General features: G+C 71.8%; 24 protein-coding genes. 15 read left to right on the plus strand and 9 right to left on the minus strand.

Annotation, left to right across the window (positions count from 1 at the left end; all coding sequences use genetic code 11):
- The first annotated feature begins 153 nt into the window (after positions 1-153).
- Positions 154-1080 (plus strand): DUF4862 family protein, encoded by a 927-nt coding sequence (locus tag AB0399_RS13045; RefSeq protein ID WP_366411308.1) that lies wholly within the window; start codon positions 154-156, stop codon positions 1078-1080.
- A gap of 150 nt (positions 1081-1230) precedes the next feature.
- Here the strand turns inward: AB0399_RS13045 and AB0399_RS13050 are convergent, their stop codons facing one another.
- Together AB0399_RS13050 and AB0399_RS13055 are read right to left on the minus strand one after the other, a co-directional pair.
- Entirely contained in the window at positions 1231-3807 is a 2577-nt protein-coding gene (locus AB0399_RS13050; protein WP_366411309.1) for a glycosyl hydrolase family 28-related protein, read from the minus strand.
- A gap of 123 nt (positions 3808-3930) precedes the next feature.
- Positions 3931-4209 carry a hypothetical protein gene (locus AB0399_RS13055; RefSeq protein ID WP_366411310.1) on the minus strand — a complete coding sequence of 93 codons (279 nt, stop codon included), beginning with the start codon at positions 4207-4209 and terminating at the stop codon, positions 3931-3933.
- Between the two features lie 400 nt (positions 4210-4609).
- Here AB0399_RS13055 and AB0399_RS13060 point away from each other — a divergent pair, with 400 nt between their 5' ends.
- Entirely contained in the window at positions 4610-4831 is a 222-nt protein-coding gene (locus AB0399_RS13060) for a choice-of-anchor Q domain-containing protein (RefSeq protein ID WP_366411311.1), read from the plus strand.
- Positions 4832-4880: 49 nt separating this feature from the next.
- Here the strand turns inward: AB0399_RS13060 and AB0399_RS13065 are convergent, their stop codons facing one another.
- Positions 4881-6287 carry an alpha/beta fold hydrolase gene (locus AB0399_RS13065; protein ID WP_366411312.1) on the minus strand — a complete coding sequence of 469 codons (1407 nt, stop codon included), beginning with the start codon at positions 6285-6287 and terminating at the stop codon, positions 4881-4883.
- A 69-nt stretch (positions 6288-6356) separates the two neighbouring features.
- Here AB0399_RS13065 and AB0399_RS13070 point away from each other — a divergent pair, with 69 nt between their 5' ends.
- Both AB0399_RS13070 and AB0399_RS13075 read left to right on the plus strand, forming a co-directional pair.
- Positions 6357-6959, plus strand: a complete 603-nt coding sequence (locus AB0399_RS13070) for a TetR/AcrR family transcriptional regulator (protein WP_366411313.1) — start codon at positions 6357-6359, stop codon at positions 6957-6959.
- 222 nt (positions 6960-7181) lie between these two features.
- Positions 7182-7793: an AAA family ATPase gene (locus AB0399_RS13075; protein WP_366411314.1), complete on the plus strand. Its 612-nt coding sequence runs from the start codon at positions 7182-7184 to the stop codon at positions 7791-7793.
- Positions 7794-7919: 126 nt separating this feature from the next.
- On the opposite strand, the gene AB0399_RS13080 is transcribed toward AB0399_RS13075, so the two are convergent.
- Together AB0399_RS13080 and AB0399_RS13085 are read right to left on the minus strand one after the other, a co-directional pair.
- A complete protein-coding gene (locus AB0399_RS13080) occupies positions 7920-8870 on the minus strand; it encodes a hypothetical protein (protein ID WP_366411315.1) in 951 nt (316 codons plus the stop codon).
- A gap of 513 nt (positions 8871-9383) precedes the next feature.
- A complete protein-coding gene (locus AB0399_RS13085) occupies positions 9384-9827 on the minus strand; it encodes a MarR family transcriptional regulator (protein WP_329372759.1) in 444 nt (147 codons plus the stop codon).
- A gap of 313 nt (positions 9828-10140) precedes the next feature.
- On the opposite strand from AB0399_RS13085, the gene AB0399_RS13090 reads away from it, so the two are divergent.
- The 3 genes from AB0399_RS13090 (at position 10141) to AB0399_RS13100 (ending at position 12622) form a co-directional block, all read left to right on the plus strand.
- Positions 10141-10914, plus strand: coding sequence for an SDR family oxidoreductase (locus tag AB0399_RS13090; RefSeq protein WP_366411316.1), 774 nt, complete (start codon positions 10141-10143; stop codon positions 10912-10914).
- A 188-nt stretch (positions 10915-11102) separates the two neighbouring features.
- The gene (locus AB0399_RS13095; protein ID WP_366411317.1) at positions 11103-11972 is read left to right on the plus strand and encodes an SDR family oxidoreductase; all 870 of its coding nucleotides are present in this window, start codon (positions 11103-11105) and stop codon (positions 11970-11972) included.
- Complete coding sequence (locus AB0399_RS13100; RefSeq protein WP_329372765.1) at positions 11969-12622, plus strand: hemerythrin domain-containing protein; 654 nt, start codon at positions 11969-11971, stop codon at positions 12620-12622. Before AB0399_RS13095 ends, AB0399_RS13100 begins: the two co-directional genes overlap by 4 nt.
- A gap of 695 nt (positions 12623-13317) precedes the next feature.
- On the opposite strand, the gene AB0399_RS13105 is transcribed toward AB0399_RS13100, so the two are convergent.
- Positions 13318-13797, minus strand: coding sequence for an STAS domain-containing protein (locus tag AB0399_RS13105; RefSeq protein ID WP_329372769.1), 480 nt, complete (start codon positions 13795-13797; stop codon positions 13318-13320).
- Between the two features lie 127 nt (positions 13798-13924).
- Here AB0399_RS13105 and AB0399_RS13110 point away from each other — a divergent pair, with 127 nt between their 5' ends.
- Positions 13925-14239, plus strand: coding sequence for a helix-turn-helix domain-containing protein (locus AB0399_RS13110; RefSeq protein WP_329372771.1), 315 nt, complete (start codon positions 13925-13927; stop codon positions 14237-14239).
- 185 nt (positions 14240-14424) lie between these two features.
- On the opposite strand, the gene AB0399_RS13115 is transcribed toward AB0399_RS13110, so the two are convergent.
- The 3 genes from AB0399_RS13115 to AB0399_RS13125 form a co-directional block, all read right to left on the minus strand.
- Positions 14425-15534, minus strand: a complete 1110-nt coding sequence (locus AB0399_RS13115) for a glutamate--cysteine ligase (RefSeq protein ID WP_366411318.1) — start codon at positions 15532-15534, stop codon at positions 14425-14427.
- A gap of 257 nt (positions 15535-15791) precedes the next feature.
- Positions 15792-16817, minus strand: a complete 1026-nt coding sequence (glsA, locus tag AB0399_RS13120; RefSeq protein ID WP_366411319.1) for a glutaminase A — start codon at positions 16815-16817, stop codon at positions 15792-15794.
- 96 nt (positions 16818-16913) lie between these two features.
- On the minus strand, positions 16914-18686 hold the full coding sequence (locus AB0399_RS13125) for a helix-turn-helix domain-containing protein (RefSeq protein WP_366411320.1): 1773 nt from the start codon (positions 18684-18686) through the stop codon (positions 16914-16916).
- Positions 18687-19025: 339 nt separating this feature from the next.
- Here AB0399_RS13125 and dnaK point away from each other — a divergent pair, with 339 nt between their 5' ends.
- The 7 genes from dnaK to AB0399_RS13160 all read left to right on the plus strand — a co-directional run bounded on the left by dnaK (position 19026) and on the right by AB0399_RS13160 (position 26342).
- Positions 19026-20939: a molecular chaperone DnaK gene (gene dnaK, locus AB0399_RS13130; protein ID WP_366411321.1), complete on the plus strand. Its 1914-nt coding sequence runs from the start codon at positions 19026-19028 to the stop codon at positions 20937-20939.
- Between the two features lie 9 nt (positions 20940-20948).
- Positions 20949-21575: a nucleotide exchange factor GrpE gene (grpE, locus tag AB0399_RS13135; RefSeq protein WP_366411322.1), complete on the plus strand. Its 627-nt coding sequence runs from the start codon at positions 20949-20951 to the stop codon at positions 21573-21575.
- Positions 21576-21582: 7 nt separating this feature from the next.
- On the plus strand, positions 21583-22557 hold the full coding sequence (locus tag AB0399_RS13140) for a J domain-containing protein (RefSeq protein WP_329372784.1): 975 nt from the start codon (positions 21583-21585) through the stop codon (positions 22555-22557).
- The gene (locus AB0399_RS13145; protein ID WP_366411323.1) at positions 22554-22943 is read left to right on the plus strand and encodes a chaperone modulator CbpM; all 390 of its coding nucleotides are present in this window, start codon (positions 22554-22556) and stop codon (positions 22941-22943) included. The genes AB0399_RS13140 and AB0399_RS13145 overlap by 4 nt, the downstream gene beginning before the upstream one ends.
- Positions 22934-25558, plus strand: coding sequence for an ATP-dependent chaperone ClpB (clpB, locus tag AB0399_RS13150; protein ID WP_366411324.1), 2625 nt, complete (start codon positions 22934-22936; stop codon positions 25556-25558). The genes AB0399_RS13145 and clpB overlap by 10 nt, the downstream gene beginning before the upstream one ends.
- Positions 25559-25626: 68 nt before the next feature.
- Positions 25627-26079 (plus strand): thioredoxin, encoded by a 453-nt coding sequence (trxA, locus tag AB0399_RS13155; RefSeq protein ID WP_329374541.1) that lies wholly within the window; start codon positions 25627-25629, stop codon positions 26077-26079.
- On the plus strand, positions 26079-26342 hold the full coding sequence (locus tag AB0399_RS13160; protein WP_366411325.1) for a UBP-type zinc finger domain-containing protein: 264 nt from the start codon (positions 26079-26081) through the stop codon (positions 26340-26342). Before trxA ends, AB0399_RS13160 begins: the two co-directional genes overlap by 1 nt.
- The last annotated feature ends 8 nt before the right edge of the window (positions 26343-26350 follow it).

Here is a 26350-nt window from a genome sequence, read left to right on the forward strand (position 1 = left end):
CAGGACCAGGACCAGGACCAGGACCAGGACCAGGACCGCGACCCGGCGGAACCCGGGCGGACAACGCGCGGCTCCCCGGCGACGACCCGGACGAGCCACCCCCGTACGGTCTCACCGGAGAACCGTGCACGGAACATTTGGAGACCTGACACCATGACCACAGAACGGCCCGCCGCCCTGGTGGGCGCGTACGCGGCGCTGCCCTCCCTGCCAGCCGACCAGGAGCGCTTCTACGACGGGCTCGCCGGTCGGGGGATCGCCGACGGGCTGGAGATCCCGTTCCGTGATGGTCTCGGTGTGGACATCCGCTGGCTGGCCGCACAGATGCGGGGCCGCTTCACCCGATCGGTGATCACCCTGATTCCCGGCACGATGGTGCGGGTGGGGGCCACGGGTGTCTTCGGGCTCGCCTCGAAGGACGAGGCCGGACGGAGTGCGGCGCTCGACTTCCTCCGCGAGGCCCGTGTTGTCGCCGAGGAGCTGAACCAGCTCACCGGCGAGCAGTCGGTCTCCGCCCTCCATATCCACACCGCGCCCTCGAAGACCGCTGCCCGGGAGATGTTCGCCCGTTCCCTCGACGAGATCGCGGCGGGCGCACCCGCCGAGGGCGCCTGGTCCACCCGGCTCGTCCTGGAGCACTGCGACGCGTACGCGCCGGATGTACCGGGCGAGAAGCGGTTCCTGCCGCTGGAGGACGAGATCCCCCTCGCACGGGAGGCGGGGATCGGTGTCACCGTCAACTGGGGCCGTTCGGCGATCGAGGCCCAGGACCCGGGCCGGCCGCTCGCCCAGGTCGAACGGCTCGCCGCCGAGGGCCTGTTGGAGGGCGTCATGTTCTCCGGCGCCGGGCCGGCCGGCAACGGGTACGGGGGAGCGTGGGCGGACGCGCACCTGCCCCTCACCGAGGACGAGCCCACCTCCCTGATGGACGCTGACGAGGTACGCCGCTGCCTGCGCGCGGCCGAAGGGGCGTACTCCTACGCGGGGGCGAAGATCCAGGTCCCCGGTGGCGCCACCGTCGACGAGAGGCTCGCGATGGTGGGCCGCGTCATGCGGCTCCTGGCCCAGCAGACCTCGTAGCGATGGTGTCCCGTTCACCCCGTGACCGGTGTCCCGTGACCCGTGATCCGTGATCCGTGATCCGTGATCCGTGTCCCGGTGAGCGGTCCGCCCCCTCCTGCCCGCGCCATGCGGGCAGGAGGGGGCGGCGCGGCTGCGTGTCGGGGTGCGTCACGCGCCGGGGAAGATCTGGAACTCCGAGAGCTGGGCCGCGCTCCACCCGGTGTTCGCGGTGAAGCTGAGGCGGACGTAGCGGTCGCTGCTGCCGGACGGCAGGCTGATCTTCGCGGTGTTGCCGGTCGACGGGTCGAAGGTGTAGCCGGCCGAATTCACCAGCGTGGTGTACGTGTTGTTGTCGGTGCTGCCGAGGACGGACAGCGTCTCGGTGCGCGTGTTCCACGCGGTGGCCGGCGGGAGGTCCAGCGTGACCGAGCCGATCGACTGGGCGGAGCCGAGGTCGACGGTGAGGGTCTGCGGGTATCCCGCCCCGTCGGAACTCTCCCAGTAGCTGCTGGTGTTGCCGTCGGTCGCGTTCGCCGCCACGTAGGTCTGCTCCGAACTGGTGGCGGTGGTCGGCTGGTTGAGCGCCAGGTTGGTGCCGGCCGTCACGCCGGTGCCCGCCAGCGCGATCGTCAGCGGGCTGCCGGGGGCGTTGCTGGCCACCGAGAGCGTGCCGGTGAGCGGGCCGCCGCTGGTCGGCGCGAAGGTCACGCCGACCGTGCAGGACCCGCCCGCGGCGAGGGAGGTGCCGCAGGTGTTGGTCTCGGTGAACGGTCCGGTGGCGGCGATCGAGGAGATCGCCGCGGCCGAGGTGCCCGGGTTCTTGATGGTCACGCTCTGCACCGCGCTCTTGCTGCCCGAGGCGACGTCGCCGAAGGAGAGGCTGGTGCTCGACGCGTTGAGCGAGCCGGCCTGCACCGGGTCCGGGAAGGTGGTGAGCACCGGCGTGGTGCTCCAGCCGGAGTTCCCGCTGCCCAGGTTGAAGGTGTATGCGCCCGAGACCTTGCCCGGGTAGCTGTAGTTGTACGCGCCGGACACGCCGATGCCGCTCGCCGTCAGACCACTGACGCTCGCCGCGCCGCCGGTCTCGGCCTGGAAGACCGTGGTCCCGGTGTTGGTCACCTTCACGTTGCTGATGTTCAGCCCGTTGGCGACGTGGCCGGTGCCGTCGCCGCCGACGATCTCGAACGCCTCGTACGGGCTGTCCAGGATCGCGCCTCCCGAGTAGTTGACGGTCACCCCGGTGAAGTCCGAGTCGTAGGGGTCGAACTGGACCGCGCCCATCGGGTGGCTCCAGTTCGGGTTCATCTCCCCGGACCGGATCACGTAGTTGCCCGAGACGGTGATCGTGCCGGACAGCGGCGAGAAGGGCTGGAGGAACGCCTCGTTGGAGATGTCGATGCCGGAGCCGAGCGGTTCGGTGTCCGCCACGACGTTGTTGGAGATGGTGTTGTTCGAGCCGCCGTAGTCGGCGATGCCGTTGGCCAGCGTCGGCTGCACGATCGTGTTGTTGCTGAAGGTGATGCCGGAGTCGGCGGTCGGGTAGGACCAGATCGCCAGGGCGTCGTCGCCGGAGTTGCGGATGAAGTTGTTCTTCACCGTGCAGTTGGTGGCGTTGCCGTTGAAGTTCAGGCCGTCGGCGTCGGTGGACTCGATGACGGTGTTCTCCACCGTGCAGCCGCTGTTGCCGTACTGCAGCCAGAATCCGACGTTGGTGTCCTGGACCCACAGGCCGTCGACGGTCCAGTTGCTGCCGAGCGAGCCGTCGATCGCGTTGGACGTCGAGTCGTCGTGCCGGCCGACGGTGGAGCCGAGGATGGCGAAGTTGCTCAGGTTGATCGGGCCCGCGACCGACGAGGTGTTGTCGATCAGCTCATTGGTCTTGAGCTGGGTGTACCAGTTGCCGGCGCCCTCGATCGTGCCCTTGGTGATGTTCAGGTGCGAGCTGACCAGGTACGTGCCGGAGGGGACCCAGACCGGCTCGCCCGCGCTGTTGGCCGCGGTGATCGCGTTGTTGAACGCGCTGGAGGAGTCCTTCGCGCCGGTCGGATCGGCGCCGTAGCCCGCGACCGAGACCGAGCCGGACGGCTGGGTGATCGCGGCCGGGACGTTGTAGAAGTCCGCGACGTCGAGGGTGTACGGCGTGGCCGTGTTCCCGGAGTCGACCTGCAACTTGACCGTGGTGCCGGCCGGGTAGGACTGCCCGAACGCCAACCGGGTGTCGTCGTAGAACTTGTGCGTCTTGCTGCCGGTGATGCCGCCGGTGGAGATGTAGCTGTAGGCCGAGGTCAGCGAGAGCTGCTGGCTCAGCTTGGTGCCGTTGACGTAGACGTCGAGCGTGCCCGAGGTGCCCTGCGGCACGGCGTAGTGCAGGTCGACGGCGTTGGCCGCGCCGGTCAGCGTGAACTGCACGTACTGGCCGGCCGAGGACAGCTGCACCGCCTCGCGTCCGGACGCCTCGGTGGCCAGGTCGCCCTGGGTGAAGTCGGGGCCGATGACGGTGCCGGTGTGCGCGGCGGCCTCGGCCTCGTACTCGGTGAACGGCAGGCTGGCGCCGACCCCGCTCGGCACGTTGAACGGGGACTGGGCCCAGTAGGGCGGGGTGCCGGCGGCGGCCTGGGCGGTCGCGGCGCCGAGCAGCACGGGGATCGTGGCGAGCGCGGTGGCGGCGGCCACTCCCCACGTGGTCAGCCGCCTGCGGCGGCCTGTGGGGGGAGGGCTGCCGGGTAACGCGGGGAGTTGGGACATCGGTGTCCTGTCCTTTCGGCGAAACGGTGGGTGCGGTGCCGGTGGGTCGGATACGCGCGGGGAGCGCGTCGCGTGCCGCGGGGAGCGGCGAGGGGGGCGCGGTGCTCGCGCTGCTGGTGGCGGTCAGCTTGCCGGCGCGGGCCGGGCCGGTGGTCGTTCCGATGCCGCTGCCGGGGCCTCGTCAGCCGGCTCGCCCGCGGTGTACCTCGGGCCGATCACGGACCCGTTCGTCGGCCGGGTCTCCGCCTGCACGCCGGTGTACGGCAGCCTCGCGCCGCCGCCGGTGACGGCCGTAATCGCCGCGGCCGGTGAACCGGTCACCGCGGCCACGCCCATGGCCGGCGACGCGGAGCCGCCGGCCATGGCGAGCGCGCGTCGCAGTGCTCTGGAACTCCTGAACACCTTTGACTCCTTGAGGCGCGAGAGCGAGGGCGGAGTCCGCCGTCGCCGTCTGTTGACAGTGGGGGTGGGGCAACAGCACGGATACGGGTGCGCGGTGGGGAGATGAAGTTGTCGGGGCCTTGGTCCATCGCGCGTGCCGCGCCGACGTGAGGGGGGAGCGGCGCGCTGTCGGACCACGGGACCGTGCGGGCTCGGGCTCGGACTCGGAGGTGGACTCGGTCCGGTAGTGCACGGTGGACCGTAACAGAGCTGATATGGCCGTGCAATAACTCGACAAGGCTTTGTTAGTTATTGACTTACCCGCCAGTGGGGTCGCTCGCCCGCCGGCAAGATCCCTGTCCCGCCGGCGGGCGCGCGGGGCGGCGCGGGCGGGCGCTCCGATGCGGGCCTGATCCAGGGCGTGCTCGGTGACGCCGCGGGCGCCGGTGACGTCCTGGCCGACCCCCGGTTCGCCGACCGCGACGCGGGCGACTACCGTGCACTGCCCATCAGCCCCGCCATCGACAACGGCGGGCCGGCGGCTGGGCCGACCGACTTCTACGGTGCCCCCGCGCTCGTAGGGCCCGCGTCCGACAGCGGCGCCATCGAGAGCCAGGATGCGAGGACCGGCTCCCGCCGCTGACCGCCCCGCGCGGGTGCGGGGCGGCCTGCGGCCCGGGGGCCGGCCGTCGTCACTTGTGGGCGCGGAGGAAAGCCGGGATGTCCGCACGGGTCGGGTAGTTCGGCAGCGGAGCGGGCTGGTCCTGGAGGAAGTCGCTGATGACCGTGGCGGCCCGCTGGTCGTTGTCGTCCAGGCCGTTCCACATGTGGTGTCCGACGCCGGGCATGTACTGGGTGCGCTGGATGGCCGGGTCGTCGGCGAGGACCGTGGTCTCCCACGCGCGGACCTGGGAGGAGCACTCGGCGAGCATGAGCATCGCGGGCGTGTTCGACCGCTTCAACCGGGGCGCGATGGACGGTGAGTCCTTGATCGTCTGCTGGACGCGCAGGCTCGCCGCGGCGCTGAAGGAGAAGTTGTCCGGTGTGTCCTCGACGGGGATGCGGTGCGCGTCCTTGGCGCAGTAGCCGGACGCGGTGTCGCTGCCGAGGTCGGCCGCGGTGAACGCGTTGTCGCCCTCGGCCTGGCCGACGAGTCCGGTGTCGGGCCGGAGCAGTCCGAGCCGCATCAGGCCGAACGCGACGGCGTACCGCGGGCGGTGGGTGGAGCGCGGCCCGGTCATGGCCGGTGCGATGCCGCGCGCCGACGGCCGGCCCTTGTTGCCGGACAGGTGCGCGGTGGGTCCGTCCACCGGGCCGGGTTCGGCGATCACCGCCCGGTGGAAGTGCGCGGAGACGGCCGGGTCGGCCAGGGCGCGGGTGAGCACGACGGCGCCCGAGGAGAAGCCCACGACGTCGACCCGGCCCTTCCCGAGCCGTTCGACGAAGGCGCCGAGGTCCGCCACGGACCGGGTGATCGAGTACTGGTCCATGGGCAGCAGATCGCTGCGGCCGCCGCCGGCCTGCTCGTAGGCGTAGACGTCGTAGCCCTGCCGGGCCAGGAGTTGCAGGAAGCGGTGGTCGAGCACCGAGATGCCGCGCACCGGGCCGCCGTTGAGGTAGACCAGCGGCACGGGGTGCCGGCTGCCGCCGGCGGCGGGCGGGTAGTGGTAGACCGCGACGCGGCTGCCCGTGGCCAGGCTCCAGTGCTGCGTGGCCACGAAGGGCAGGGCCGGCGGATAGTGCCGCGCCGTGGCCACCGTCGGCACGCACACCGTGGCGGTCAGCGCCGCGGCGAGGACCACCGGCACGAACGGCACGATCCGCCGTCGCCACGTCCGGCGCCTGCCGCGCCACAGTGCGGCGGCGGCCGCGACGGCGAGAGTCGTCCCCCACGCGACGACGCCCGAGCCCGCTCCGTCGGTGGCGACGATCAGCGCCAGGAAGACGGCGATCAGCCCCACGACGGCCGCGAGTGCGGCCAGCAGGCGGCCGGTGATCCGGCCGACGGTGCGGATGGCGGTGCGGCTGCCTGTGCGACTGGCTCTGCGACTCGTGGCGGAGCCGGTCCTGCGTGCGGCACGTATGGCGGAAAGTGGCACGAAAAGCCCCCGGTTTGTTTTGAAACGACGTTCTAAAACGATGTTACCAAACCAGGTAGACTGCTCGGCGTGGGAAGGCCGCGAACGAACGACGACGCCGTCGGAGAACGGCTGGTGTCGTGCGCGACGGAGATGTTCGCCACGCACCGCCCGGAAGGGGTGACCGTCCGGGCCCTGGCCGCCGCCGCGGAGACGTCGACGGGGGCGGTGTACACCCTGTTCGGTGGCAAGGACGGGCTGGTCGCCGAGGTGCGCGGCCGGGCGGTGGCCGGCTTGTTCCAGGACCTGTCGACGGTCGCGGTGTCCGGCGACCCGCTCGCCGACCTGCGCGCGCTGGCCGCCGCGTACCGGGGGTGGGCCGTCGCCCACCGCCACCTCTACGCCGTGCTGTTCGGCGGTGCGCAGCGCTTCGACCCCTCGGGCGAGGTGGGCTCCGGTGACCCGGTCAGGCCGCTGCTCGCGGCGATCGACCGGGCCGTGGCGAGTGCGGTGCTCGCGGGCGAACCGACGCTGATCGCCCTCTCGTTGTGGGTGACCCTGCACGGGCTGGTGTCGCTCGAACTGGCCGGCGCGCTCGACTCCGCGACGCTGGATCGGGCGTTCGGATCGACGATCGACGCGACGCTGCGCGGGTGGGCGCCCGCACCGGCTGGCGGCCCTCCGCTCCCGTAGGGGCCCTCGGCTCACGCGCCGTGCTGCCGGCCCGAAGCACGCCGTACGCCGACACCTGGTGCGCGGAACTCCCCCGGGAAGCGGCGGATTTGCTCCCAGTGGGGACCGCGGCGCCGAGGCGGGGTCGTCCGGGTTCCTGCGTCGGAGGGCCGCACCGTCGTGGATCGGGCCCGATAGGTTGGTCGGATGGGAGCCTCTGCGCGGTATGACCGCCCTGGTCGCGTGATCTTTCTCAACGGCACGTCAAGTGCCGGCAAGACCACCTTGGCCCGCGCGATCCAGGAGGAAAGCGACGAGCCGTACCTGTACTGGGGCATCGATACGCTGTTCGCGATGGTGCCGGAGAAGTGGGCCGGCGCCCGCGGCGGGCCCTTGAGCTTCGAAGGGTTCCGCTACGACCGGTCGGAGCGTGACGAGGACGGCCGTCAGCTGATCACCGTCCGGTACGGCGACGTCGGCCGCCGGATGCTTGCCGCCGCCTGTGCGTCGGTCGCCGAGCTGGCGCTCAAGGGCTGCAACGTCGTGGTCGACGAGATGCTGCTGGACCCCGATCTGCTGGCGGACTGGCTCCAGGCGCTCTCCGGCGTGGAGGTCTGTCTCGTCGGGGTGTACTGCCCCCTCGACGTGCTGGAGGAGCGGGAGGCGGCACGGGGCAATCCGGCGGGCCTGGCGAGGGGACACCTGCGGACGGTTCACGCCCATGAGGCCAGGTACGACCTCAAGGTCGATACCAGCAGGGCTCCCGCGCAGGAGCTGGCGCGCACGGTTCTTCGCGCTCACTCGCCGGCGGTGGCAGCGGGGTGCGACGGTGGCGGGCCGGGAAGCCAGAGGTGAGGGCCCTCGTCGACGGCGCGATCGCCGGTGACCTGGACAACCTGTCGGCGTAGGCGAAGCGGCACGGGGAGAGCGGTGGCCGGCCGCACGGGAACCGAGGCCGGCCGCGGCCTTGTGCTTCCCCGCTCAGCGGCGCGCCGTGTAGGGCGGGAAGGCGGTGGGATCGGTGAGGTCCACGTCGGCGTCGGGCCAGCGCCGGCGCAGCAGGTCGGCGGTGTGACGGGCCCAGCCGGTGAGGTGGGGGAAGGCGCGATGGGCCTCGGCGGTACGGGCCGCGGCTTCCAACGTCTCGACGAGCTGGGGTCTGCTGTGGTCTCCGGGCGCGCGGGTGTCGAGGAGGGCGAACCGTTGCAGGCGGACGATCGCCCAGGAGATGCACGCCGCTGCCAGGCCGAAGCCGAACCGCAGGTCGTCTTCCGCTTGGGGAATGCCGTGGGCCAGAGCGCCGCGGTAGTGGTCGCCAAGGCGGGCGCTCAGGGGGCCACCCACAGTCATCCATGCCGGGCCGGGCACATGAAGGCAAACGGCGTCGAGGAGGGCGTGGGTGTAGCACGCTGACTCGAAGTCGATGAGGCGGGCGTCGGCGGGGCCTGACTCGTGGAGCAGGATGTTGTTCGTCTCCGCATCGCCGTTGCTGAATGCCAGGAACGGGCCGGGCTCGCTCAACTCAGCGAGAGCGGAACTGAGTTCGGTCTCGGCTCGCCCGGTGACGGGGGCGCCGAGGATCGCGGTGGGCCCGTCTCGGTGTGCCTCGTCCAGGAGCCGGGCGAACCGGTCCACGTGACCGGCCTCCGGGTTGCTCGGCCCGCTGGACGACCGTCGCGCGCGGTAGGTGTCGGCGTACCCGGCCGTGGCGGCGTTGAGTTCGCCGCGGGCGCGGGCGAAGGCGACCAGTCGATCGGAATGGGCCGCGGCTCCGTCACGGCGGAGCAGCTCGTCCAGGGCGGTGCGGGGTGCCAGATCCTCCAGAACCACGATTCCCTCGGAAAGGTCGGCGGCGACAACCCGCGGGGCGAGAGCCAGACCGAGGTCCTCGGAGAGGAACCGCAGTGCCGCCAACTCGGTGTGGAGTCGCATGGGTTCGGTGCGAGTGTCGCTCGGGTGGCTCCGCACCCATTTGACGACCACGGTCCTGGGGACCGCCGCGCCGCGGAGCGTTGCACGGGCGACGGACCAGGGCGCCAGGTGCTCCCAGGTCTCGACCCCGCCGGGTGCCCCGTAATGATCCGTCAGGAGAGCTTCGACGGCGGAGTATCGAGGGCGCGCACTCCCGGCAGGCATCTGGGCACCCTATTCCGGCGGATGGAAGGGATGTCCAGGGGATGTCCGTCAGGAGCGGCTGGAACGCCTGGCTGCCGTGCACCTTCGCGCCGGAGACCTCGGGGGGCGGCGGGATGCTCGTACCTCCTTGAGCGAGGGTTCGCGTCGCGCGGCAGGCACGCGTCCGATCGCCCAGATCGTAAGGATAGTTGACGAACAAGTCAATGAAACTGACTATGGCATCGCCGAGCTGAAGCCCGCCGGAGCCCACCGGCTCCGGCGGCTCTGGGGCGAAGGGGAAGCGAGGGCGGGCGGCCCGGTGGGGCCGGCCTACCGCGCGTAGGGGTCGGTGATCTCGCGGAGCTGATCAAGGATCTGGTGCAGCAGCGCGAAGTTGCGCGTGCCCAGGTACGCCTTCCACTCCGCGAGGATCTCGTCGAGCGTCGCCGAGGCCACCTCGACCGCCCGCCTGCCGCGCTCCTCGATCACGATCAACCGGGCGCGACCGTCCGTGGGGTCGGGGACCCGGCGGACATAGCCCAGGCGCTCCAGTTGGTCGACCAGCACGCCGGCGCTCTGCTTGCTCATTTGTGCCTGGTCAGCGAGGTCCGTGAGGCGTGATCCGTCAGGGGCGACGCGTTGGAACACCCGGCACTGGGCGAGGGTCCAGTCGTCGAACCCGGCATCCTGCAAGGCCCGGAACATCCGGTCCTCGGTGTACCGGTACGGGATGAACAGCGCCACCCCTAGATTCACCTGCTGCTCGTCGTCCATACCGCTCTCGGCTCCGTCGCCCACCTGATCCCACGAGGTTCACACCTTACGTCAATGCCGCCGGGCCGGATCGCGGCCGGCGCCGGACGCGGCGGCGCGTGCCCGGCTGCGCGCTCGCCGCGTTCCACCGCGCGCCGTCCGTCCCTCGGCGGCGCCCCGCCGACTGCTGTTGGCGTCGGCGCCGACACACGAGTACGGTAGTCAATGTTCCTGACGAAGTCGCATGGCGGCTCGATGAAGGAACGGGCGGTACGCCCGAGGACTGTGCACGTCCGGAGACCGCATCGGAGACAGAGAGAACGCAGGTATCGCGATGACATCGACATCAAACCTGACCGGCAAGCGGGCCCTGGTCACCGGAGGCAGCAGTGGAATCGGCGCCGCGATCGTGCGGCGGCTCGCCGCCCAGGGGGCCGCGGTCGCGGTCAACTATCGATCCGACAAGGACGCCGCCGAGGCGCTCGTCGGCGAACTCCGCAACGACGGGCGTGAGGCGTCGGCCTTCGCGGCCGACATCAGCGACAGGGCGCAGTGCCACGAACTGGTCGGCGCGGTGGCGTCCGAGTTCGGCGGCCTGGACCTGCTGGTCAGCAACGCCGGGGTCGAGCACTTCGGGGCGCTGGAGACCATCACCCAGGCCGACTTCGACCGCCTCTTCCAGACCAACGTGGCCGGACAGCTGTTCGTCACGCAGGCGGCGGCCGCCGCGATGGCCGACGGCGGCCGGATCGTGCTCAGCTCCTCCGTCAGCGCACGCCTGGAGGTCCGTCGACACGCCCTGTACGCGGCAAGCAAGGCCGCCATCCCGGCCATGGTGCGCAATCTCGCTCCCGAACTGGCCGAACGGAACATCGCCATCAACGCGATCGCCCCCGGCGCCACCGCCACCCGCATGGCCGGCTACGCACCCCACTACATCCACCCCGCGCTCACCGATGTTCCCTTTCCCGCACTCGTCCGCTCGATGAGCGCGCTCGGCCGGATGGCCCAGCCTGACGAGATCGCCGCCGTGGTCGCGTTCCTCCTCTCGCCGGACGCGTCGTACATCACCGGCGCCACCATCGAAGCCGACGGCGGCTGGAACTGATCCGCCGGGCCGTCGAACCCGGCCGTGGCATCGGCACTTCGAGCGTCGAGCCCGGTGGTACCGGCCGCTGGTACGGCGGGCGGGGTGTCCACGGCCGTCGGCAGGACGGCCACTCCTCGCGGGGGCGCCGGCGATCTTCGCTCCCACAGTCGTTCACCCACACCGCACACCTATCGAAGGAAAACACCATGTCCACTGTCATCACCGGAGCATCGGGTCACCTCGGCCGGCTCGTCGTCGATCAGCTCCTCGCCGGCGGCACACCGCCGGCGCAGATCGTGGCCACCGGCCGGGACGTCGACAAGCTCACCGACCTCGCACGCAGCGGGGTGACGGTGCGGCGCGCGGACTTCGCCGACCCGCTCACCCTCGACAACGCCTTCGCGGGCGCCGACACGCTGCTGCTGGTCTCCACGACGACGGTGGGGGAGCGGTTCGACAACGCCCGCAACGCCATCGACGCGGCGGCCCGCGCCGGGGTGTCCCGGATCGTGTACACCAGCATCGTCAACGCCTCGACCGCGCGCATGACACTCGCCGACGAACATCGCCGCACCGAGGAGTACCTGCGTGCCAGCGGTTCGGAGTTCGTCATCCTGCGCAACGGATGGTACTTGGAGAACTACACCGACCAGCTTCCGATGATCACCCAGTACCACGCGCTGCTCGGCAGCGCGCACGACGGTCTCGTCAGCGCGGCCGGCCGCCGCGACTACGCGGCCGCCGCCGCCGCGGTGCTGACGCAGGACGGGCACCTCGGAGCGACCTACGAGCTGGGCGGACCGGCGTTCACCCTGACCGAACTCGCCGCCACGATCAGCGACGTCCTCGGCACCCCCATCGCCTACCAGGACATGCCGGTCGCCGATTACACCGCCGCCCTGACCGCCGCGGGGCTGCCCCCGGAGATGGCTGCCGCCGTCGCCGACGCCGACGCCGGCCTGGCCCGCGGAGAGTTGTTCACCGCCCGCGAGGACCTGGTGAAGCTCATCGGCCGGCCGGCGACCACGGTGCGCGAAGCCGTCCAGAACGCCGCGACCGCCGAGGAGACACGGTGAGCACTTCTTCCGCACCCGGCGTCGACACCCACGAGATGGTGCTGATCCACCGCGTCATCCGGCGCGAGTTCGGTCAGCTCCCTCGACTGCTGCGCTCCGCGGCGCATGACCCTGCGCGGTCCAAGGTCGTCGGCGCGCACGCCCGGGAGATGCTGGACTTCCTCCACACGCACCACACCGGCGAGGACGAACTGCTCTTCCCCGTGCTGCGCGAGCGCGCCGCGCTCGACCCGGAGCTGATGGACCGGATGGACGCGCAGCACGCGCAGGTCGACGATGCCGTCACGGCCGTCGGCGCGGAACTGCCGGCGTGGACCGCGAGCGCGGACGCCGCCGCCGGCGAGCGGATGGCGGCCCTCATCGACGCCATGATGCCGACACTGATCGACCACCTGGCCGAGGAGGAGGAGAAGATACTGCCGATCGTCTCGGTCACGCTGACGCAACGCGAATGGGACGCGCTCGGCAAGCACGGCATGAGCGCGATTCCGCTCACACGGCGGCTGGTCATCCTCGGCCACATCACCGAGGAGACCGACGACGCGGAACGGGAGAGGTTCCTGAAGGTCGTGCCGGCCCCGGCCCGCTTGGCCTACAAGCTGATCGGGCACCGCCGGTTCACCCGCGAAACCACCACCATCCGCGGCTGAACCGCTCCGAGAACCAGGGCAGTTGGGCACGGCAGTGCCGGCGGAGAGGTGGCTCGTGCCCGGCCAGGCCGGGCGAGCGCGGCGCCCGGGCTCTGGTTGCCGGACGCGATGAGGAGCGTGCAGGCGCGGTCGTGGACGCCATCCGCGCCGCTGACGGCAAGGCCCGCTTCGTGGCAGCCGACCTCAGGGATGCCGCGGGCTGCCCGCGAACGGCATGCCGGCCAGGGGCGACCAGGCGCAGGTGGCCGGGTCGTAGGAGTGGGTGTGGACCGACGGGGTGGTGCTGTCGCCGCCGCCGGCGCGCTAGAGCGTCTTGCCGATCGCGCCGCAGCCGAGCCAGGCGGTCGCCCCGGGCTGGTCGGCGACCCCGGCTGAACCGACCCGGCCGGCGGCCACCACTGCCGCCGGCCGCCGACGGCTTGTCCGTCTCCCTGTGCCCGTCGGCCCGCCCACCGGGCCGACGGGTGCGCCGAGACGGAAGGTTCCGACTTCACCCATGCACGCACAGCCCGGGCCTCGCCAGACCGCACCGGCGCTTCCCCGCGACAACGAGAGGCCGCTCGACCACGTTCGCCACGACGGCGCGTAAGCCACCCGCGAGCGGGCCGAACGGGCCGCCCGCACAGTCCTCACGGCTTTGGGCGGTCAGTCGGTGACGACTTGTGCGGCGAACTCGCCACCCACCACAGCACGGCCTAAGCGTGCCGCCGTCCTGCCGGCGGTCGCCACCTGGCCGGACGCACGATCCGCAGCGTGGGCCCGGCCTCTTCGGGGCTACCGAACAGCCCGCGGGTGCCGGTGAGTTCCAGTATCCGTGCGACCGTCGGTGCCAGCGCCGAGACGGTCAGCGTGACCTCGCGGTCGATGGCCCGCGACCTGAGCCGCAGCAACATGTTCAGACCTGCGCAGTCGAAGAACCGGACGTCGCCGAGGTCGAGGTCCAGGCCGCCCGGCGAGCGTTCCAGGCAGTGCGCCAGCACGCTGCCGACGCCCGCCGCGGTGGCGAAATCGATCTCGCCGCATACGGCGGCCCGGCAGCGGCCGTTCCGCTCGACGGTCCGGATGGTGAGGCCCGAGCCGATGTCCCTGAAGGTGGCGGTCCTCGACTGCGCCGGGTCGTCTCCGTGAGCGAGCATGTGGTTGCCGGCGGCTGACACGGGTTCTGTGACGGACATGGGACCTACCCCCCTCTGTGGTTGTACCTGGCCATGAGCGTTCCCTTCCGCTCCGCGCACGTCAAGGAATACACGAAATATTGTTCATGAATTGAGCGCCAGGAACAACTCGCCGTAGGGTGGGCGGGTGCCCGAACCAGCCGACGCCCGCCCGACCTGGACCTTCCTGACCAACCACGCGCGGGTACTGGCCGCCATCGCCCGTGACCCCGGGGTCCGCGTGCGCGACATCGCGGCACGATGCCTGCTGACCGAGCGTGCGGTGCAGAGGATCATCGCCGACCTGGAAGGCGACGGTTACCTCAGGCACACGCGGGTCGGACGCGCCAACCACTACGAGATCCCCCCGGGCACCAGGCTCCGGCACCCCGCCGACGCCGGGCCCACCGTCGCCGACCTGCTCGCCCTTCTCGCCCTGGAATCCGGCGACCAGGCGGGCTGACCGCCAGCACGCCGCCGCACGGCTCGGGCGTGACGGGTCGGGCGTGACGGGTCGCGGGCGTTCATCGGCCGTCGTGTCGCCCCGTCCCCTCGTCGGGGGCATCCGCTCGAACGTCGTCCGCCTCGCGTATGCCGCGCTCATCCGACCGGGGCCGCGTGAGAGGGGAGGCGGTCCTGGCCGGGGCCTCAGGCGGGCTGTTCCGGGTCGGGCGCTATCAGGTCCACGAGGCCGTCCATGCCGCCCCGCGCGAACGCGGCCCGCTGCCGTGCGGCCCCCGTTCCGTTGCGGATGAGGCGCTGCGCGCCGGCGTTCACGCGGCCGGCGTCGCCGAACTCCTTGAGCGCGGGGGCGATGCGTTCCAGCAGCGAACCGACCACTTCGGCCGCGGACGAGGGGGTGGCGGTGCGCGGATCGACCAGGTCGGCGCTCAGGCCGCGGCGGGCGGCATGCCATCCGGCGGCTTGCAGCACGCTGGCCGGTGGGTCCAGCGGGCGGGCTCCTCGGCGGCCCTCGCGCAACGCCGTCGCCACCAGCCCCCGTGCCATACCCGCGATCGTGACCGCACTCTCGACGTCGAGCTGGACATCGGGAGCCCGAACCTCGAGCGTCGGGTATTCGTCGGACAGCCGCGCGTGCCAGTAGAGCTGGTGCCGGTCGGCGACCACGCCGGTGGCCAGCAGGGCCGCCACCCGCTCCTCGTAGTGGGCGGCGCCGGAGAAGAAGGGCGGCGGCCCGCTGACCGGCCAGCGCCCGAACACCACGGTGCGCCAGCTGGCGAACCCGGTGTCCCGCCCCTCCCAGAAGGGGGAGTTGGCGCCCAGCGCCACCAGCACCGGCAGCCAGGGCCGCAGCCGGCCGAGCGCGGCGGCTCCGGCTTCGCGGTCGGGTACGGCTACGTGGATGTGCATGCCGCAGATCAGCTGCTCGTCGACCAGGCGCGCCACGTCCGCCCGTATCTCCCGGTAACGCTGCGTGGCTGTCACGGGTACCGCCGGTCCGTCCGCCACGGGCGCGGCCCCGGTGGAGGCGAGCCGGCAGCCGGCATGGCGTGCCGCGGCTGCGACGGTCCGCCGGTACCGGACGAGATGCGAGGCGGCCTCGTCGAGTTCGGAGCACACCGGGGTGGCGATCTCGACCTGCGCCTGCAGCAGCTCGCTGTCGACCTCTTCGCGCCGCAGGCCGGGCTCCCGCTCGGCCGCCGCCTGCACCTCGCCCACGCGCGGGGCCGGCAGTCCGGTCTCCCGGTCGAGCAGCAGGAACTCTTCTTCCACGCCGAGGGTCGGACCTGTCGTCATGTGGAGCGCCTACCCCTGATCGGTGCCGGCACGACGGGACCGGGGGACTTCGGCGCTCGGACCGCAACCCCGGCCGCGCGCCGCGCCGGCGTTCACCGGCTCCGCCACGGCCGCCGCACGGACAAGGGCGCGGCTCGGTACAGCAGGCCGCTTCCGAACGGTTCGAGCACCGGCTGCTCGGGCTGTGCCCGGCGACGCGTTCTCGGGCACAGTGTGGGAACCGGAGATCACGGCCACTCCCGTCGAGGGCGTGGCGCCTACCGCGGATCTTGCGGGGCGGATGCGAAGAGGTTGAGGCCCAGCGCGCCGGACAGGTAGTGGGTCGCCCGTTGGCCTCGGACGCTGTTGCCGGCCGGGTCCAGACCGGGGGAGAACACGGCCAGCCCGCCCTTGCCGGGAGCGATGGTCAGGATGCCGCCGGATACCCCGCTCTTGCCCGGCATGCCGATCTCGTAGAGCCAGTCGCCGCTGCGCTCGTACAGGCCGGAGGCGGCCAGCGCGGCCAGAGTGTCGCGGCACACCGCGGCGTCGACGACCTGATCGCCGGTGAGGGGATTGACCCCGCCGGCGGCGAGGGTGGCTCCCATGACGGCCAGGTCGCGGGTGGTCACCGAGAGGGAGCACTGCATGGTGTAGACGTCCGTGGTCTCGATCGGATTCCAGCCGAGGCGGTGGTAGCTGTCGAGCAGCCGGGCGATGGACTCGTTGCGCTGGTTGGAGGCAGCCTCCGACTCGTACACCCGCGTGTCCAGGTCGAGTTCACGGCCGGCGAAGCGGGACAGTCCGTGGTGGACGAAGTCCCAGCGCTCGGCGGCGTCCGCGCCGGGGACCAGGCTCGTGGTGGCCAGTGCGCCGGCGTTGACCATCGGATTCATCGGGCTGCCGTGATTGAGCTCGATGGCCAGGACGGAGTTGAACGGCAGGCCGGTGTTGTTGACCCCCACCCGCCGCCGGACCGGCTCGCGCCCGAGGGCCTGGTCCACCAGGGCGAACACGAACGCCTTCGAGATGGACTGGAGGGAGAACGCATGGCCGGCGTCACCGGCGTGGCGAACGCTTCCGTGCCCGTCGGCGACGCTGAGTCCGAACAGGCTCGGATCGGCCTCGGCCAATGCGGGAATGTAGTCCGCCACGCGTCCCGAGGCGTCGTCCCGAAACCGTGCGTAGGCCGCGGACAGCGCGTCATCCACGGCTTCCGCACTGGGCAGGGTGCCGGTGGAGACAGCCGCCGCCGCACGGCCCGGCCCGGCCGAGTCGCCAGGATCGTGGATCACGCCGCCCATGGACCATGGCCTCCTCTCACGATTCACCCGCAAGCCTGCCGGGCAACTCCTCAGTCGTTCCGGACCCTGGCTACGTACGAGCGCGGGCGTATCCGTTCAGCGGGGTGTGTCGAGCACGTTGCGGATGCGGGTGGCGACGTGCAGGTTGAGGCGGGTCTCGACGTCACTGAGGTCGTGCCCGGTGATCTCGCGGATGCGCTGGAGGCGGTAGCGGACCGTGCTGCGGTGGATGAGCAGCGTCTCCGAGGTCGTGTCGTAGCTGCCGCCGCTCTCCAGATAGCGCGAGAGCGTCGTCACCAGCTCGGTGTGGTGGTGGGAGTCGTAGTCCAGCAGCTGTCCCAGCCATTCGCGGACGAAGCGGTCGGCTTCCCGTTCGCCTTCGCCGGTGCCCATCATGCGGCACAGGCCCAGGTCCTCGAAGCTGGTGCTTCCGTTCGGGTCCTGGGAACGGCGGCGGACGGTGAGGGCACGGACTGCCTCGTCGTAGGAGTGCGGCAGTTCGGTGAAGGCGTCGCACCGGCCGCCGACCCCGATCGAGCCGGCTCCGGCGCCGAGTTCGTCCGCGACGGCCCGGTACAACTCGCCTTCCGGATCAGGCCGGTCCTCGCCGGCCACGAGGACGACCGTGGTCGGGCCACGGGAGCCGACGAGTACGTCCAGGCGTAGCCGCCCGGCCGCCCGCGCCACCGCATCGCCGAGCGCGGCCCTCTCGGCCGTCCCGGGCCACTCCAGTACCGCGACCCTGTACGGCCGGTGCAGGTCGTGGCCGAGGACGGCCGCCTGGGCGAAGTCGTCGTCGGTCGTCTCTCCCGCGATCAGCCGGTCGACCAGGTCGTGGCCGAGGCGGGGCTTCAGCTCGACCAGTCTGCGTTCGTGGGAGAGCAGGGGGGCCAGCACCAGGGCGGCCTGTTCGAGCGCTGAGGTGTCCGTTCGCGTGGCCCGCTGGTCCGGATCGACGAGTGCTGCCACGCCGAGCAGATCTCCGGCCATCTCGATGGGGACGATCAGCCGGTCCCGGTCGCGGACGGCGCCGGGGTGGTGGCGCGCGTCACGGATCAGGGCGTCCTGGTCCCGGTGTCCCGAGCGGGGGCGCGGTCCACTCGTGCCCTCTCGGCAGGGTTCCCCGCCGGGCCCCGCCCAGGCCCGCGGGTTGCCGAAGCGGTCCTCGGTGAGGGCCGCGAATCCCGTGTGAGCGTGCAGTTCCCGCAGGATGCCGGTCTCGCCGCACCCGGAGGCGGCGGCACGGGAGAGCGCTTCCTGGACGGCGAGCCGCGCGGCCAGGACGGAGACGGTCGCGTCGAGTCCTGGGGTGGGTGAGCCGCCCTCGGTCCCCGGTGGGTTCTCGGTGTCCGGCAGGTCCCCGATCCCCGGCACCCCCTCCGACCCGACGCGGGCCGGATCTGCCCGGTGCCCGGTGAGGCGCGCGAGGGCGATCCCGGTCTGCTGTGCGAGCAGGTCGGTCAGGGCGGTCTCCTCGGCCGAGGGCGTGGTCAGGGATCGGACGACGAGATAGCCGAGGCAGTCGTCCCGGTATCGCAGAGCGATGGCTCGTGCCCACGGCCCGCCCGGCTCGTGCAGGTGCCGGCTGCGGCCGTCCAGCGCGTCGATCCGCCGGTCGAGCCGGTCGGCGGCCACCGCGTCGGCGACGGGCGCCTCAGCCGGGGCCCCGCCGGCGGGGCCCACCGCCGGTTTCCGCGCCGCCGCACCCCCCGGCCGGGCGGCGCCGGGAGCAGCGAGCCGGCGCGGTGGGCAGCGCCGCGCCAGACCGTCGTGCACGGTGTAGGCCGCTTCGGCGGTGAAGGGGCCGGTGGCGGCGATCGCCGCCATGGCCCCCCACAGCACCTCGCGCTCGTCCTCGCCGTCGAGCATGACCGTTACCAGCCGTAGCAGTGCGTGTCGGGCGGTCCCCGGCTGCGGGCTGGGGTGGCGGGGTTCGGCGGTCGGAAAAGGAACAGCGTCCATCGCAGGTCCATTCGCGGCTCGACAGCGACTTCCCACCTGCCACGCTACGCCGCTCGACACGGGGTCTCACCTGCGGACCGTACCGCGTCCCCGTCCTCGCGGACCGGAACGTCAGCCCGGATTGGTCCTGCCGGGGCGAGGAAGAGCGCCGCGTACCGCGCGAGGCTGCGACGTGGTGCGGTGTGCCCCGGCTCCGTCCGCCTGGCAGCCCGCCGACCGGTCCGCGTCGCGACGGAGGAGATTCTTATGGCGAAGGCAGTAGGCATCGATCTCGGCACCACCAACTCGGTCATCGCGGTCTGGGAGGGCGGTGAGCCCGCTGTCGTCCCGAACGCGGAGGGGGCCAGGACGACCCCGTCGGTGGTCGCCTTCTCCGATGACGGCCAGCGCTTGGTCGGACAGCTCGCGCGCCGACAGTCGATCCTCAACCCCAAGGGCACCATCACCTCCGCGAAGCGGTTCATCGGACGTCGCTACGACGAGATCTCCGACGAGGCCAAGGCGGTCTCCTTCGACGTGGTCGAGGGGCCCGGCGGGGTGGCCCGCTTCGAGGTGGGCGGAAAGCTGTACGCGCCGGAGGAGATCAGCGCGCAGGTGCTGCGCAAGCTCGCCGACGACGCCGGGAAGTCGCTCGGCGAGAAGGTGACCGAGGCGGTCATCACCGTACCGGCGTACTTCAACGACGCCCAGCGCCAGGCCACCAAGGACGCCGGGAAGATCGCCGGCCTCGAAGTCCTGCGGATCATCAACGAACCGACAGCCGCGGCGCTGGCCTACGGGCTGGACAAGAAGGGCCATGAGACGGTCATGGTCTTCGACCTCGGCGGCGGCACGTTCGACGTCAGCCTGCTGGACGTCGGCGACGGCGTGGTGGAGGTCCGCGCCACGGCGGGCGACTCCCACCTGGGCGGCGACGACTTCGACCGCCGGCTGGTGGACCACCTGGCGGACGGCTTCCAGAAGGCCGAGGGCATCGACCTGCGCAAGGACCCGCAGGCGCTGCAGCGCCTCTTCGAGGCGGCCGAGAAGGCGAAGACCGAGCTGAGTTCGGTCAGCCAGACCCAGGTGAGCCTCCCGTTCATCACGGCGGACGCCTCCGGGCCGAAGCACCTCACCGAGACGGTCCGCCGCTCCACCTTCGAGCAGATCACCTCGGACCTGGTGGAGCGCTGCCTGGAACCGGTCAGGACGGCGATGAGCGACGCCAAGGTCACCGACAACGACATCGACGAGGTCATTCTCGTCGGCGGCTCGACGCGCATCCCGGCCGTGCAGAACCTGGTCCGCCGGATGACCGGCGGCAAGGACCCGAACATGAGCGTCAACCCCGACGAGGTGGTGGCGCTGGGCGCCGCCATCCAGGCCGGCGTGCTCAAGGGCGAGGTCAAGGACGTCCTGCTGCTGGACGTCACCCCGCTGTCGCTGGGCGTCGAGACGGCCGGCGGCGTGATGACCAAGATCATCGAGCGGAACACCACCGTCCCTGCCCGCCGGTCCGAGACCTTCTCCACGGCTGAGGACAACCAGCCGGCCGTGGACATCGTGGTGCTCCAGGGCGAGCGCGAACTGGCCGCTGACAACCGGGTGCTGGGCCGCTTCCGGCTGGAGAACCTGCGGCCGGCTCCGCGCGGGGAGACCCAGATCGAGGTCACCTTCGACATCGACGCCAACGGCATCCTCAGGGTCAGCGCCAAGGACCGGGACACCGGCGCCGAGCAGTCGATCACCATCAGCGAAGGCTCCAACCTCGACCCGTCCGAGGTCGAGCGGATGATCAACGAGGCCGAGACCAACCGCAGCTCCGACCTGGCCCTGCGCGAGGCCATCGACGCCCGCAACGAGCTCGACGCCGCCGCGTACCAGGTGGAGCGCCGGCTGGACGACCTCGGCGACGCCGCACCGGAGCACGAGCGCGCCCGCGCCCGACTGCTCGTCGACGAGGCGCGCACCGCCGTCAAGGAGGAGGCGCCGGCGGAACGGTCCCGGAGCCTGACCTCCGAACTCCAGCAGATCCACGCGGCGCTGGCCGCCCACGCCGCTGGACCGGGCGGGGCCGGGGGTGACGCCCAACCCGGCGCAGCGCCCGACCAGGGTCCCGAGGGCGGCTCCTCGTCGAGAGGCGACGACGAGGTCATCGACGCCGATTTCGACAAGAGCTGAGGCGGCGACATGTCGGATCAGGAACAGACGCGCCCCGCCGAGGACCGCTCCCCGCCCGAGCCCGAGCGGACGCCGGCCGAGTCCGAGCAGACGCCGGCCGAGGGGTCCGGCGAGCCCGGCGGCGACCCGCGCGCACCCGCACCGCAGACGCCCCCGCGGGTCCCCGAAGCCGGGGAGCAGGAGGCGGCACCCGCACACCGCGGCCCCGAGGTGGAGGAACTGGAGGACCGGTGGCGGCGAGCCCTCGCCGACCTCGACAACCTCCGCAAGCGCCACGCCCGTGAGCTTCCCCGGGAACGGGAGGCCGAGCGGGCCAAGGTGGCCTCGGCGTTCCTCCCGGTCGTCGACAATCTCGAACTGGCCCTCGCCCACGCGGGCGACGGCGACCCCGGCGCGATCGTCAGCGGAGTCCGGGCGGTACGCGACCAGGCCGTCGAGGTGCTGCGAAGCCTCGGCTACCCCCGCCACGAGGAGACCGGCGTCCCCTTCCACCCCGAGCAGCACGAGGTGGTGTCCGTGGTGGACACCCCTGACGCACCTGCGGGCACCGTCATCCAGGTGCTGCGGCCCGGCTACGGCGAAGCCGGTCACCAGCTGCGGCCGGCCGCGGTGGTTGTCAGCCGCAAGCAGGAGTGAGGCCGCCATGGCAGAGGACTACTACGAGGTGCTGGGCGTTCCCCGCACCGCCGACGGCGCCGAGATCCAGCAGGCGTTCCGCACCCTGGCCCGCCGCTACCACCCGGACGTCAACCGCGATCCGGCCGCGGAGGAGCGCTTCAAGCAGATCAACGAGGCGTACGGCGTGCTGTCCGACCCCGACACCCGGTCCCGCTACGACCGCTTCGGCCCAGACTTCCGGCAGATTCCGGAGGACTACGACGAGCGTGTCGCGGCCGGCCAGGGCTTCGGCGGCGGAGCCGGCGCGTATCGCGGCAGTCCCTTCGGCGGCACCCGAGGCGCCGACCGGGCAGGCGGCCGGACCTGGACGGAGACCGGTTTCGACGCCTCCGGCGTGGACTTCGAAGATCTCTTCGGAGGCATGTTCGGCGGCCGGGCGGGCGCCGGGCGGGGCAGCCCGATGCCCGGTGCGGACCAGGAGGCCGAACTCACGCTCAGCGTGGAGGAGGCGTACCGCGGCGGCCGGCGGAAGATCACCCTCGGCGGGCCCGGCGGGGAGCGCAGCTACGACGTCACCATTCCGGCCGGCGTCGTCGACGGGCAGCGCATCCGGCTCGCGGGAGAGGGTGGCCGGGGCCGCGGTCCGGGTTCCGCCGGGGACCTCTACCTGGTGGTCCGTATCGCCCCCCATCCGCGCTACCGGCTCGTTGGGCGCGACATCCATGTCGATCTGCCGGTCACCGCCTGGGAGGCCGCGCTGGGGGCCACGGTGCCGCTCTCCGCTCCGGGCGGGACGGTCAAGGTGCATGTGCCGCCCGGTACCTCCACCGGCCGCCGGCTGCGGCTGCGCGGCGAGGGGATGCCGCACCCCAAGGGTTCCCCCGGGCACCTCTACGCCGAGATCCAGGTGATGGTGCCGCCCTCGCCCAGCCCGCGCGAGCGTGAGCTGTTCGAGGAACTGGCCGCCGTCTCCTCCTTCGACCCGAGGAAGCAGACATGAGAGCCGAACACCGTTCGCCCGCCCGAGAAGCCGGACAGCCCCGCACCAGGGCTGCCTATCCGCTGGTGCGCGTCTACCGGACCAGTCCGAGCCCTTACCAGCTCCCCTTGGCCGGAGTGGTCAGCAGGAGTGGACTGCCGCCCGAACTCGTCAGCCGTTTCGTCGCCCTCGGACTGGTGGACGCCGAGCGTGACGCACGGGGCCGGCTGTGGTTCCGGCCGAGCGCGCCGTCGGCCATCGCCCGGGTGCTGCGGCTGAGGGACGGACTGTGCCTCAACTACGCGGCCATCGGCGTGGTCCTGGACCTGCTCGACCGTATCGAACGCCTGGAAACCGCACTGCGGCACAGCGAGCGAGCCGCCAAGGAGCCCACGACATGGACATGAACCGCCTCACCCAGAAGTCCCAGGAAGCGCTTCAGGAAGCGCAGAGCGTCGCGGTGCGGATGGGCCAGACCGAGGTCGACGGGGAGCACCTGCTGCTGGCCCTGCTCGATCAGCAGGATGGCCTGACCACCCGTCTGCTGGCCGACGCCGGCGCCGATCCGGCCGCCCTGCGGGCCGCAGTCGAGGCCGATCTCGCCAAGCGCCCGCGCACGACCGGTCCGGGTGCCGCCCCCGGGCAGGTGGTGGTGACCCAGCGGTTGGCCCGGCTGCTGGACAGCGCGGAGCAGGAGGCCAAGCGGCTCAAGGACGAGTACGTCTCCACCGAGCACCTGGTGCTGGCGCTGGTGGACGAGGGTTCGACCACCGCGGCCGGCCGGCGGCTCGGCGAACAGGGCGTCACCAAGGACTCCTTCCTCGCCGCCCTCACCACGGTGCGCGGGAATCAGCGGGTCACCTCCGCCAATCCTGAGGAAGCCTACGAGGCCCTGGAGAAGTACGGGCGCGACCTCGTCGTCGAGGCCCGCACCGGCCGCCTCGACCCGGTGATCGGCCGGGACGCCGAGATCCGCCGGGTGATCCAGATCCTCAGCCGCAAGAGCAAGAACAACCCGGTCCTGATCGGCGAACCGGGCGTCGGCAAGACCGCCATCGTCGAGGGCCTGGCCCAGCGGATCGTGCGCGGCGACGTGCCCGAAGGGCTGCGGGACAAGACGGTGTTCTCGCTCGACATGGGGTCGCTGGTGGCCGGGGCGAAGTACCGCGGCGAGTTCGAGGAGCGCCTCAAGGCCGTTCTGTCGGAGGTCAAGGGCGCCGAGGGCCGAATCCTGCTGTTCGTGGACGAGTTGCACACCGTCGTCGGGGCCGGCGCCGCCGAGGGCGCGATGGACGCGGGCAACATGCTCAAGCCGATGCTGGCCCGCGGCGAGCTGCACATGATCGGGGCCACCACGCTGGACGAGTACCGCAAGCACATCGAGTCCGACGCCGCCCTGGAGCGCCGCTTCCAGACCGTCCAGGTGGACGAGCCGACCGTCGAGGACGCCATCTCCATCCTGCGCGGCATCCGGGAGCGACTGGAGATCTTCCACGGCGTCAAGATCCAGGACAACGCCCTGGTCGCCGCGGCCACCCTCAGCCACCGCTACATCAGCGACCGCTTCCTCCCCGACAAGGCCATCGACCTGGTCGACGAGGCCTGCGCGCGGCTGCGGACCGAGATCGACTCCATGCCCGCCGAACTCGACGAACTCACCCGCCGGGCAACCCGCCTGGAGATCGAGGAGGCCGCGCTGGACCAGGAGACCGACCCGGCCAGCCGCGCCCGCCTGGAGGACCTGCGGCGTGAACTGGCGGACCTGCGCGGTGAGGTGGACGCCAAGCATGCCCAGTGGGAGGCCGAGCGCCAGGCCATCCGCAAGGTCCAGGAACTGCGCCAGGACCTGGAACGCGCCCGGCAGGAGGCCGAGCACGCCGAACGCGCCTACGACCTCAACCGTGCCGCCCAACTTCGCTACGGAACGGTCGCCGAACTCGAGCGGCGCCTGGCGTCCGAGGAGGAGCACCTCGCCGACAAGCAGGGCGAGAGCCGGCTGCTGCGCGAGGTGGTGACGGCCGAGGAGATCGCCGAGATCGTCTCCGCGTGGACCGGCATCCCCGTCACCCGCCTTCAGGAGGGCGAACGGCAGAAGCTGCTCAAGCTGGACGAGATCCTGCGCGAGCGGGTCGTGGGCCAGGACGAGGCCGTCCAGCTCGTCGCCGACGCGGTGATCCGGGCCCGCTCCGGGGTACGCGACCCGCGCCGGCCGATCGGCTCGTTCATCTTCCTCGGCCCGACCGGCGTCGGGAAGACCGAACTTGCCAAGACGCTGGCCGCAGCGCTGTTCGACAGCGAGAGCAACATGATCCGCCTCGACATGAGCGAGTACCAGGAACGCCACACCGTCAGCCGACTGGTCGGCGCGCCCCCCGGATACGTGGGCTACGAGGAGGGCGGCCAGCTCACCGAGGCGGTACGCCGCAAGCCGTACTCCGTCATCCTGTTCGACGAGATCGAGAAGGCGCACGCCGACGTCTTCAACACGCTGCTGCAAGTGCTGGACGACGGCCGGATCACCGACGCCCAGGGCCGGACCGTCGACTTCCGCAACACCGTGATCATCATGACCTCCAACCTCGGGTCGCAGTACCTGCTCCAGGACGCCACTCAGGCGGGCGAGATCAAGCCCGAGGCGCGGGCGCTGGTGATGACCGAACTCAACGGCCATTTCCGCCCCGAGTTCCTCAACCGCGTCGACGACATCGTCCTCTTCCACCCGCTCGGCATCGCGCAGATCGAGCGCATCGTCGATCTGCTCCTCGACGAGCTGCGCGACCGCCTCTCCGAGCAGCGCATCACGCTCCTCCTCACCGAGCCGGCCCGCCACCTGATCGCCGCCGAGGGCTACGACCCGGTCTACGGAGCCAGGCCGCTGCGCCGCTTCATCTCGCACGAGGTCGAGACCAGGATCGGCCGCGCGCTGCTCAGCGGCGAGGCACGCGAGGGCGTGACCGTCCTGGTCGACGCCGCGGGCGGCGAACTGACCGTCACCCTCCAGGACGAGCCGCAGGAGCCGTGATGAGTACTTCTCCGGAAGGCCGAGCCGACCGCAGCGGCCGTACCGACGGTGCCGGGAGTTCGGTGCGGATGGTCGCCTGCGCCAACTGCGGCCGGACCAACCGCGTACCCGCCGCGGCGGAGGGCAGCCCGCGCTGCGGAAACTGCCGGGCCCCGCTTCCGTGGATCGCCGAAGCGGGCGACGCCGACTTCGGGGAGGTCGCCGAGCAGGCGAGCCTGCCGGTGCTGGTCGACCTCTGGGCCACCTGGTGCGGCCCCTGCCGCATGGTGAGCCCAGCCCTCGAACGGGTCGCCACGGACCTGGCCGGCCGGATCAAACTCGTCAAGGTCGACATCGACAAGTCCCCAGCTTTGGCGCGGCGGTTCGAGGTCCAAGCCGTACCCACCCTGCTGATCCTCGACAGGGGCAGGCAAGTCGCCCGCCAGACCGGCGCCGCGCCCGCGAACGCGCTGCGCCAGTGGGTGGACGAGGCGCTGTCGACGTCCCATGGACCAGCCGATCCCGCCTCCCGGAGGCCGTGATGACCAACTCTCCCGACCCGCACCTGTCCATGGTCCGGCCCGTCGCGCCCAGAACCCCGCAGGGCTGCGAGGACTGCCTGCGCACGGGGACGCAGTGGGTGCACCTGCGCCTCTGCCTGACCTGTGGCCACGTCGGCTGCTGCGACTCCTCGCCGATGCGGCACGCCCGCGCTCACGCGGCGACCGACGGGCACCCGATCGTCCAGTCGTTCGAACCCGGCGAGGACTGGCGGTGGTGTTTCGTGCACGAAGCGATGGTCTGAGGGGAGCG

It is taken from the genome of Streptomyces sp. NPDC088194 (genome assembly GCF_040702025.1).
In the GTDB taxonomy this organism is placed as follows: Bacteria; Actinomycetota; Actinomycetes; order Streptomycetales; family Streptomycetaceae; genus Actinacidiphila.

What these genes read in the sequence shown, in the direction of transcription:
- glsA (WP_366411319.1), bottom strand. Translation starts at nt 16,817, where the DNA reads ATGGGCGGCGTGATCCACGATCCTGGCGACTCGGCCGGGCCGGGCCGT.
- AB0399_RS13105 (WP_329372769.1), bottom strand. Translation starts at nt 13,797, where the DNA reads ATGTCCGTCACAGAACCCGTGTCAGCCGCCGGCAACCACATGCTCGCT.
- AB0399_RS13160 (WP_366411325.1), top strand. Translation starts at nt 26,079, where the DNA reads ATGACCAACTCTCCCGACCCGCACCTGTCCATGGTCCGGCCCGTCGCG.
- AB0399_RS13080 (WP_366411315.1), bottom strand. Translation starts at nt 8,870, where the DNA reads ATGCGACTCCACACCGAGTTGGCGGCACTGCGGTTCCTCTCCGAGGAC.
- AB0399_RS13115 (WP_366411318.1), bottom strand. Translation starts at nt 15,534, where the DNA reads ATGACGACAGGTCCGACCCTCGGCGTGGAAGAAGAGTTCCTGCTGCTC.
- trxA (WP_329374541.1), top strand. Translation starts at nt 25,627, where the DNA reads ATGGTCGCCTGCGCCAACTGCGGCCGGACCAACCGCGTACCCGCCGCG.
- AB0399_RS13095 (WP_366411317.1), top strand. Translation starts at nt 11,103, where the DNA reads ATGTCCACTGTCATCACCGGAGCATCGGGTCACCTCGGCCGGCTCGTC.
- dnaK (WP_366411321.1), top strand. Translation starts at nt 19,026, where the DNA reads ATGGCGAAGGCAGTAGGCATCGATCTCGGCACCACCAACTCGGTCATC.
- AB0399_RS13090 (WP_366411316.1), top strand. Translation starts at nt 10,141, where the DNA reads ATGACATCGACATCAAACCTGACCGGCAAGCGGGCCCTGGTCACCGGA.
- grpE (WP_366411322.1), top strand. Translation starts at nt 20,949, where the DNA reads ATGTCGGATCAGGAACAGACGCGCCCCGCCGAGGACCGCTCCCCGCCC.
- AB0399_RS13125 (WP_366411320.1), bottom strand. Translation starts at nt 18,686, where the DNA reads ATGCTCGACGGCGAGGACGAGCGCGAGGTGCTGTGGGGGGCCATGGCG.
- AB0399_RS13145 (WP_366411323.1), top strand. Translation starts at nt 22,554, where the DNA reads ATGAGAGCCGAACACCGTTCGCCCGCCCGAGAAGCCGGACAGCCCCGC.
- AB0399_RS13085 (WP_329372759.1), bottom strand. Translation starts at nt 9,827, where the DNA reads ATGGACGACGAGCAGCAGGTGAATCTAGGGGTGGCGCTGTTCATCCCG.
- clpB (WP_366411324.1), top strand. Translation starts at nt 22,934, where the DNA reads ATGGACATGAACCGCCTCACCCAGAAGTCCCAGGAAGCGCTTCAGGAA.
- AB0399_RS13140 (WP_329372784.1), top strand. Translation starts at nt 21,583, where the DNA reads ATGGCAGAGGACTACTACGAGGTGCTGGGCGTTCCCCGCACCGCCGAC.
- AB0399_RS13045 (WP_366411308.1), top strand. Translation starts at nt 154, where the DNA reads ATGACCACAGAACGGCCCGCCGCCCTGGTGGGCGCGTACGCGGCGCTG.
- AB0399_RS13050 (WP_366411309.1), bottom strand. Translation starts at nt 3,807, where the DNA reads ATGTCCCAACTCCCCGCGTTACCCGGCAGCCCTCCCCCCACAGGCCGC.